Origin of the sequence: Pseudomonas sp. TWI929 (assembly GCF_039673335.1) — a bacterium.
Taxonomy (GTDB): Bacteria; Pseudomonadota; Gammaproteobacteria; order Pseudomonadales; family Pseudomonadaceae; genus Aquipseudomonas.
This window is the reverse complement of sequence record NZ_JBDJLK010000017.1, coordinates 83471-90239: the sequence shown is the minus strand read 5'-3', so window position 1 is coordinate 90239 and position 6769 is coordinate 83471. Positions and strand designations below refer to the sequence as shown.

Here is a 6769-nt window from a genome sequence, read left to right as displayed (position 1 = left end):
GGCCCAGCTCCGGATGGCGGTGAGGGGGAACAGGTAGTTCTTGTAGCGGGGGACTCGTTTTGGGCAGAGTGCGGCTGCTTTTCAGCCCGCCGCGGGCACGCCCGCTCCCACAGGGACATCACAGGCCTGGAGGCTGGCGCAGATCCTGTGGGAGCGGGCGTGCCCGCGAAGGCCTGCAAAGCAGGCCCTCGATAGACCTGTATTATCGGTTGTCCGTCCGCAAGCCTATACTCCTATCCAGACAACCCACCCTGCAAAACAGTCAGCATGCAACGCAAATACCTCGACATTCCACAGTTCACCCAGCTCCCGGCCCCGGTGTACTTCCGCCACGACGAGTTCGGCGCCGACACCCACAGCGCCCTACACCAGCACGCCTGGGGCCAGCTCAACTACACCGCCCACGGCGTGATGCACCTGGAGGTCGCCGGCCAGCGCTTCCTGTCGCCGCCGCACTATGCCGTGTGGGTGCCGCCCGATACCGCGCATGGCTGCTATAACCCACAGGCCATCGTCTACCGCTCGGTGTACCTCGACCGCAGCCTGTGCGCAGCGCTGCCGCAACAACCCTGCAGCCTGATGATCAGCGCCATCCTCAAGGCAATCCTCGCCGACTTCGCCCGTCGCGACCTGCGGGCGGCCGAGGATGAGCGCGACCAGCGCCTGGTGCAGGTACTGCTCGATCAGCTGCTGCTGGCGCCCACCCAAGCCTGCTACTTGCCGTTTGCGCACAGCGATGGCCTGCGCCAGGTGCTCGACGCCCTCAGCGCCGACCCCGGCGATAACCGCCCGCTGGCCGACTGGGCCGCCCGCGTGCATGTCAGCGAACGCACCCTGGCCCGCCAGTTCCTGCGTGAGCTGGGTATCAGCTTTGGCGAATGGCGCCTGCGTCTGCGTTTTCTGCGCGCCATCGAAGCGCTGGAAGCCGGCCTGCCGATCCAGGCCATTGCTTTCGACCTGGGCTACAGCAGCGCCTCGGCGTTCATCGCCATGTTCCAGCGCCAGGCTCAGTGCACACCCGAGCAATACCGCCGCCAGGCGCGGGCGGGGCATTGATAATTCTTGGCTACACTCAGCTCGACCCCCGTGCATCGGGCGCGGAGCCAAGGAGACCACTCCATGAAAGTGCTGCAAATCCCATTACTGGTGTTGGCGGTGTTGTTCAGCGCCCAAGGTTTCGCTGCCAATACCGCGCAGCAGGAAAAGATGAAAACCTGCAACGCCGACGCCACCGCCAAGGCCCTCAAGGGTGATGAGCGCAAAGCCTTCATGAGCACCTGCCTGAAGAAGGACGTGCCGCAATCCCAGCAAGACAAGATGAAAACCTGCAACGCCGACGCCACCACCAAAGCGCTGAAGGGTGACGAGCGCAAGGCGTTCATGAGTGACTGCCTGAAGAAGAAATGACCTGCGCCTATGCCTGCGCCGCCAAGGCTGGCAGACTGCGGGCATTCCCGCTGTCTGCCGTCGAGGCTGTATGACCTTTACCCCCCGTCAGATCACCCTGGCCAGTCTGATCATCGTCATGGCCGGGCTGCTGCTGGCTTTGCCTCTGAAGTTGCTGCCCAGCCTGCTGGCCGGCCTGCTGGTATTCGAACTGGTCAACATGCTGACCCCGCGCCTGCAACCGCTGCTGGCCGGCCAGCGCGCACGCTGGCTGGCAGTGGCGCTGCTCGGCACGCTGGTGGTCAGTACCCTGACGCTGCTGATTGCCGGTGCCTTCAGCTTCCTGCTGCACGAGGCAGAAAACCCCGGCGCCTCGCTGGACAAGTTCATGGCCTTGGTCGAGCGTGCCCGCGGCCAGCTGCCACCCTTCATCGAAGGCTACCTGCCGGCCAGTGCCGCAGAGTTCAAGGTGGCCATTGGCGACTGGATCAAGAGCCACCTGAGTGATTTGCAGCTGGTGGGCAAGGGCATGGCGCACATGTTCGTGACGCTGCTGATCGGCATGATCCTCGGCGCCATCATCGCCTTGCAGCGCATTCCTGATGTTTCCCGGCGCAAGCCACTGGCGGCGGCACTGTTCGAGCGCCTCAACCTGCTGGTGAAGGCGTTTCGCAACATCGTCTTCGCGCAGATCAAGATCTCGCTGCTCAACACTGCCTTCACCGGCATTTTCCTGGCCGTGGTAATGCCGCTGTTCGGCGTGCACCTGCCGCTGACCAAGACGCTGATCGTGCTGACCTTCCTGCTGGGTCTCCTTCCGGTGATCGGCAACCTGATGTCCAACACCCTGATCACCATTGTCGGCTTGTCGCTGTCGATCTGGGTGGCGGCGGCGGCGCTGGGTTACCTGATCGTCATCCACAAGGTCGAGTACTTCCTCAACGCGCGGATCGTTGGTGGGCAGATCAGTGCCAAGGCGTGGGAGCTGTTGCTGGCGATGCTGGTGTTCGAGGCGGCGTTCGGGCTGCCTGGGGTGGTGGCGGGGCCGATCTACTACGCCTACCTGAAGAGTGAGCTGAAGCGGGCGGAGCTGGTCTGATTATGTGTTGACCTGTACCGGCCTCTTCGCGGGTAAACCCGCTCCTACAGGGATCGCACAGACCTGTGGAAGCGGGTTTACCCGCGAAAGGGCCGGTACAGGCTAATTAAATGGTTCAGGCAGCGCCGTAACGCTTGCGCGCCTCAATGGCCAGCCCGCTACCAATACTGCCAAAGATATTACCTTCCACATGCCGTGCATTCGGCAGCATTGCCGACACGCTGTTGCGCAGTGCCGGAATACCGCTGGAACCACCGGTGAAGAACACCGTGTCGACCTGGCCTTCGCTCACCCCAGCCTTGGCCAGCAGCTCGGTCACGCTACCGCGCACACGCTCAAGCAACCCTTCGATTGCCTCTTCGAACAGCGCGCGGGTCAGTTCTGCAGTCAGCTCAGGCTCGACCCGGCGCAGGTCGATGCGGCGGCTGTCGTGCTCGGTCAGCTCGATCTTGCTGGCTTCCACCTCCATCGCCAACCAGTGCCCGGCGCGTTGTTCGATCAGCTTGAACAGGCGGTCGATACCGAAGCTGTCCTCGATGTCGTAGCGCATGCTGCCCAGCGCCAGCTGCGACTTCTGCGAGTACAGGGCGTTGATGGTGTGCCAGGTGGCCAGGTTGAGGTGGTAGCTGGTGGGCATCAGCGCGCCGCTCTTCATGCGGCTGCCATAGCCGAACAGCGGCATCACGCCCTGCAGGCTCAGCTGCTTGTCGAAGTCGGTACCGCCAATGTGCACGCCGCCGGTGGCGAGGATGTCGCTTTGGCGCTCGGCGACCAGGTGGCGCTCGGGCGACAGGCGGATCAGGGTGAAGTCGGACGTACCACCGCCGATGTCGACGATCAGCACCAGCTCTTCGCGGCTGATGCCCGACTCGTAGTCGAAAGCTGCGGCAATCGGCTCGTACTGGAACGACACGTCCTTGAAGCCGATCTTGCGCGCTACTTCGGCCAGGGTGTCCTCGGCCTCCTGGTCGGCGGCCGCGTCTTCGTCGACGAAGAACACCGGGCGGCCCAGCACCACCTGGTCGAATTCACGACCAGCGGCGGCCTCGGCGCGCTTTTTCAGCTCGCCGATGAACATGCCCAGCAGGTCCTTGAACGGCAGGGCGCTGCCCAGCACGCTGGTGTCGTGCTTGATCAGCTTCGAGCCCAGCAGGCTTTTCAGCGAGCGCATCAGGCGGCCTTCGTAGCCTTCCAGGTACTCGTGCAGTGCCAGGCGGCCATATACCGGGCGCCGCTCCTCGATGTTGAAGAACACCACCGAAGGCAAGGTGATCTTGCCGTCTTCCAGGGCAATCAGCGACTCCACGCCAGGGCGGTGCCAGCCGACCGTGGAGTTGGAGGTGCCAAAGTCGATGCCCAGGGCGCGGGCCGGGGATACGTCAGACATGGGGAAAAAGCTTCCGGAGGCAAAACGGCCGCGCAGTGTATGCCAGTTGGCTACAGAATCAAGACCAGTCGTCTGCCATGGAGCAAACCCAAGGAGGTCTTGAAAGGCTATGCTTGATCCCTATCTTAAGTTGCATCTTCAGTTGCAACACGCACTTTCACATTGGTGATCCACAGATGGACTTCAAAGACTATTACAAGATACTCGGCGTAGAGCCCACGGCGGACGACAAGGCGATCAAGGCCGCGTACCGTAAACTGGCGCGCAAGTATCACCCCGATGTCAGCAAGGAGCGCGACGCCGAGGACAAATTCAAGGAGGCCAACGAGGCCTACGAGGTGCTGGGCGACGCGCAGAAACGTGCCGAATTCGACGAGATTCGCAAGTATGGCGGCCAGCATGGCCGGCCATTCCAGGCGCCACCGGGCTGGGAAAGCCGTGGCGGTGGCGGCGGCTTCGAAGGCGGCGACTTCTCCGACTTCTTCAGCTCGATTTTCGGTAACCGCGGCGGCAACCCCTTCGGTGGCGCCCGGCAGCAGCAACGCAGTGCCGGCAGGCGGGGGCAGGACGTGGAGCTTGAACTGGCGGTATTCCTTGAAGAGACCCTGAGCAAGGAGTCCAAGCAGATCAGCTTCCAGGTGCCGCAAACCAATGCCATGGGCCAGCGCACCGGCTTCACCACCAAGACCCTGAACGTGAAGATTCCGGCCGGGGTGACCGACGGCGAGCGCATCCGCCTCAAGGGCCAGGGCGCACCGGGCAGCGGTGGCGCGGCCAATGGCGACTTGTTCCTGACCATTCGCATGGCACCGCACCCGCTGTTCGATGTCGAAGGTCATGACCTGATCATCACCGTGCCGTTGGCACCGTGGGAGGCTGCGCTGGGCACCAAGGTGGCGGTGCCGACCCTGACAGGCAAGATCAACCTGACCATCCGCCCGGACAGCCAGAGCGGCCAGCGCCTGCGCGTGCCGGGCATGGGCCTGGCCAACAAGAACGGCGAGCGCGGCAACCTGTACGCGCAGCTGAAAGTGGTCATGCCACCGGCATCCGACGAGTCTGCCCGCGAACTGTGGACCCAGCTTTCCGAGAAGGCGGCGTTCAACCCGAGGACACAATGGAGTAAGTGATCATGAGCAGCACCCTGATCGTTCAACTGGACATGCGTACCTTGTGTCAGGAAGCCGATGTGACGGCGGACTGCGTGATCGAAATCGTCGAACACGGCATTGTCGAACCTTCCGGGCGAACGCCGGAGGACTGGCTGTTTGACGATCAGGCGCCGTTGTTGGCCAAACGCGCGGCGAAGCTGCACCAGGAGCTGGAGCTGGAGTGGGAAGGGGTGGCGCTGGCGCTGGAGTTGCTGCAGGAAGTGCAGCAGTTACGCAGTGAGAACAGCATGCTGAAGCAGCGGTTGGGCAGGTTTACCCAGATGTAATATTTGCAGGCCCGGCCTCTTCGCGGGCGAACCCGCTCCCATAGGTACAGCACAGGTTTCGGGAAATGTGCGGACCCTGTGGGAGCGGGTTTACCCGCGAAGAGGCCAGGCCTGCAAGCATCAAATTCAGCTGGGCTCAGCCCCCGGGTTCAACACCAGCTGCATGAAGGTCAGGTCCAGCCAGCGGCCAAACTTCACCCCCACCTGCGGCATCTGCCCGGTCACCACAAAGCCCAGGCGCTCATGCAGGCGCACCGACGCCGTATTGCCACTTTCGATGGCCGCGACCATCACGTGCTTGCCGCATGCCCGTGCCCGCTCGATCAGCGCCGCCATCAACACCGGCCCCAGCCCCTTGCCTCGCTGGTCACCACGCACATACACCGAGTGTTCCACAGTCAGGCGAAAGCCCTCGAATGGCCGCCAGTCGCCAAACGAGGCATAGCCCAGCACACCGGTTTCATCCACTGCCACCAGAATCGGATAGCCTTGCTGTGCCCGCGCTTCGAACCAGGCCTGGCGGTTGCCCAGATCGACCGGGGTTTCGTTCCAGATCGCCGTGGTGTTGCGCACGGCGTCGTTGTAGATGTCGAGAATGCCCGGCACGTCGGAGGGCAGGGCGTCGCGGATTTCGTAACTCATGACAGCGTCTCGCAGGGTCGTTGTTTGCAGATTAAATGGTTACCAGGCCGCGCACACCTTCGGCTTGCATGTTTTCGCCGCGGCCGCGCTGGATGATTTCGCCACGGGCCATGACCAGGTACTGGTCGGCCAGTTCTTCGGCAAAGTCGTAGAACTGCTCCACCAGCAGGATCGCCATGTCGCCGCGTGCGGCCAGGCGGCGTATCACTGCGCCGATTTCCTTGATTACCGAGGGCTGGATGCCTTCGGTTGGCTCGTCGAGGATCAGCAGGCGCGGGCGGCTGGCCAGGGCGCGGCCGATGGCCAGCTGTTGCTGCTGGCCACCGGACAGGTCGCCGCCACGGCGCTGCTTCATCTGCTCCAGCACCGGGAACAGCTCGTAGATGAACGCTGGCACTTCGCGGGCTTCCCGTGCGGGGAAGCGCGACAGGCCCATCAGCAGGTTTTCCTCGACGCTCAGGCGCGGGAAAATCTCGCGGCCCTGGGGCACATAGGCGATGCCGGCGTGCACGCGTTGCTGGGGCTTGAGCGCGGTGATCGGCTTGCCTTCCCATTCGATGCGGCCATCGCGGGCCGGTACCAGGCCCATCAGGCAGCGCAGCAGAGTGGTCTTGCCCACGCCGTTGCGGCCCAGCAGGCAGGTCACTTCGCCGACCTTGGCTTCGAAGGACAGGCCGCGCAGGATGTGGCTGCCGCCGTAGTATTGGTGCAGGGTGTCGATCTTGAGCATTTGGGTGTTCCTGAAAGGGTTGCTGTGCCTTTGCCGGCCTCTTCGCGGGTAAACCCGATCCCACAGTTACATAGAATCCTGTGGGAG

Annotated in this window: 8 protein-coding genes; 5 read left to right on the top strand and 3 right to left on the bottom strand. The window is 63.3% G+C overall.

Annotation, left to right across the window (positions count from 1 at the left end; all coding sequences use genetic code 11):
* Positions 1-267: 267 nt before the first annotated feature.
* From ABE456_RS10365 to ABE456_RS10355, 3 genes are all read left to right on the top strand, one after another.
* Positions 268-1056: a helix-turn-helix transcriptional regulator gene (locus tag ABE456_RS10365; RefSeq protein ID WP_346643811.1), complete on the top strand. Its 789-nt coding sequence runs from the start codon at positions 268-270 to the stop codon at positions 1054-1056.
* Between the two features lie 63 nt (positions 1057-1119).
* Positions 1120-1407, top strand: a complete 288-nt coding sequence (locus ABE456_RS10360; protein ID WP_346643810.1) for a PsiF family protein — start codon at positions 1120-1122, stop codon at positions 1405-1407.
* Positions 1408-1477: 70 nt separating this feature from the next.
* The gene (locus tag ABE456_RS10355; RefSeq protein ID WP_012274423.1) at positions 1478-2485 is read left to right on the top strand and encodes a membrane protein; all 1008 of its coding nucleotides are present in this window, start codon (positions 1478-1480) and stop codon (positions 2483-2485) included.
* 115 nt (positions 2486-2600) lie between these two features.
* Here ABE456_RS10355 and ABE456_RS10350 read toward each other — a convergent pair whose 3' ends face one another.
* Positions 2601-3872, bottom strand: coding sequence for an Hsp70 family protein (locus ABE456_RS10350; protein WP_346643809.1), 1272 nt, complete (start codon positions 3870-3872; stop codon positions 2601-2603).
* Positions 3873-4048: 176 nt separating this feature from the next.
* Here ABE456_RS10350 and cbpA point away from each other — a divergent pair, with 176 nt between their 5' ends.
* On the top strand, positions 4049-5002 hold the full coding sequence (gene cbpA, locus ABE456_RS10345) for a curved DNA-binding protein (RefSeq protein WP_346643808.1): 954 nt from the start codon (positions 4049-4051) through the stop codon (positions 5000-5002).
* A 2-nt stretch (positions 5003-5004) separates the two neighbouring features.
* Entirely contained in the window at positions 5005-5310 is a 306-nt protein-coding gene (locus ABE456_RS10340) for a chaperone modulator CbpM (protein WP_201202507.1), read from the top strand.
* A 126-nt stretch (positions 5311-5436) separates the two neighbouring features.
* On the opposite strand, the gene ABE456_RS10335 is transcribed toward ABE456_RS10340, so the two are convergent.
* Positions 5437-5952, bottom strand: coding sequence for an N-acetyltransferase family protein (locus ABE456_RS10335; protein ID WP_346643807.1), 516 nt, complete (start codon positions 5950-5952; stop codon positions 5437-5439).
* A gap of 31 nt (positions 5953-5983) precedes the next feature.
* Positions 5984-6682, bottom strand: coding sequence for an urea ABC transporter ATP-binding subunit UrtE (urtE, locus tag ABE456_RS10330; RefSeq protein ID WP_346643806.1), 699 nt, complete (start codon positions 6680-6682; stop codon positions 5984-5986).
* Between the last annotated feature and the right edge of the window lie 87 nt (positions 6683-6769).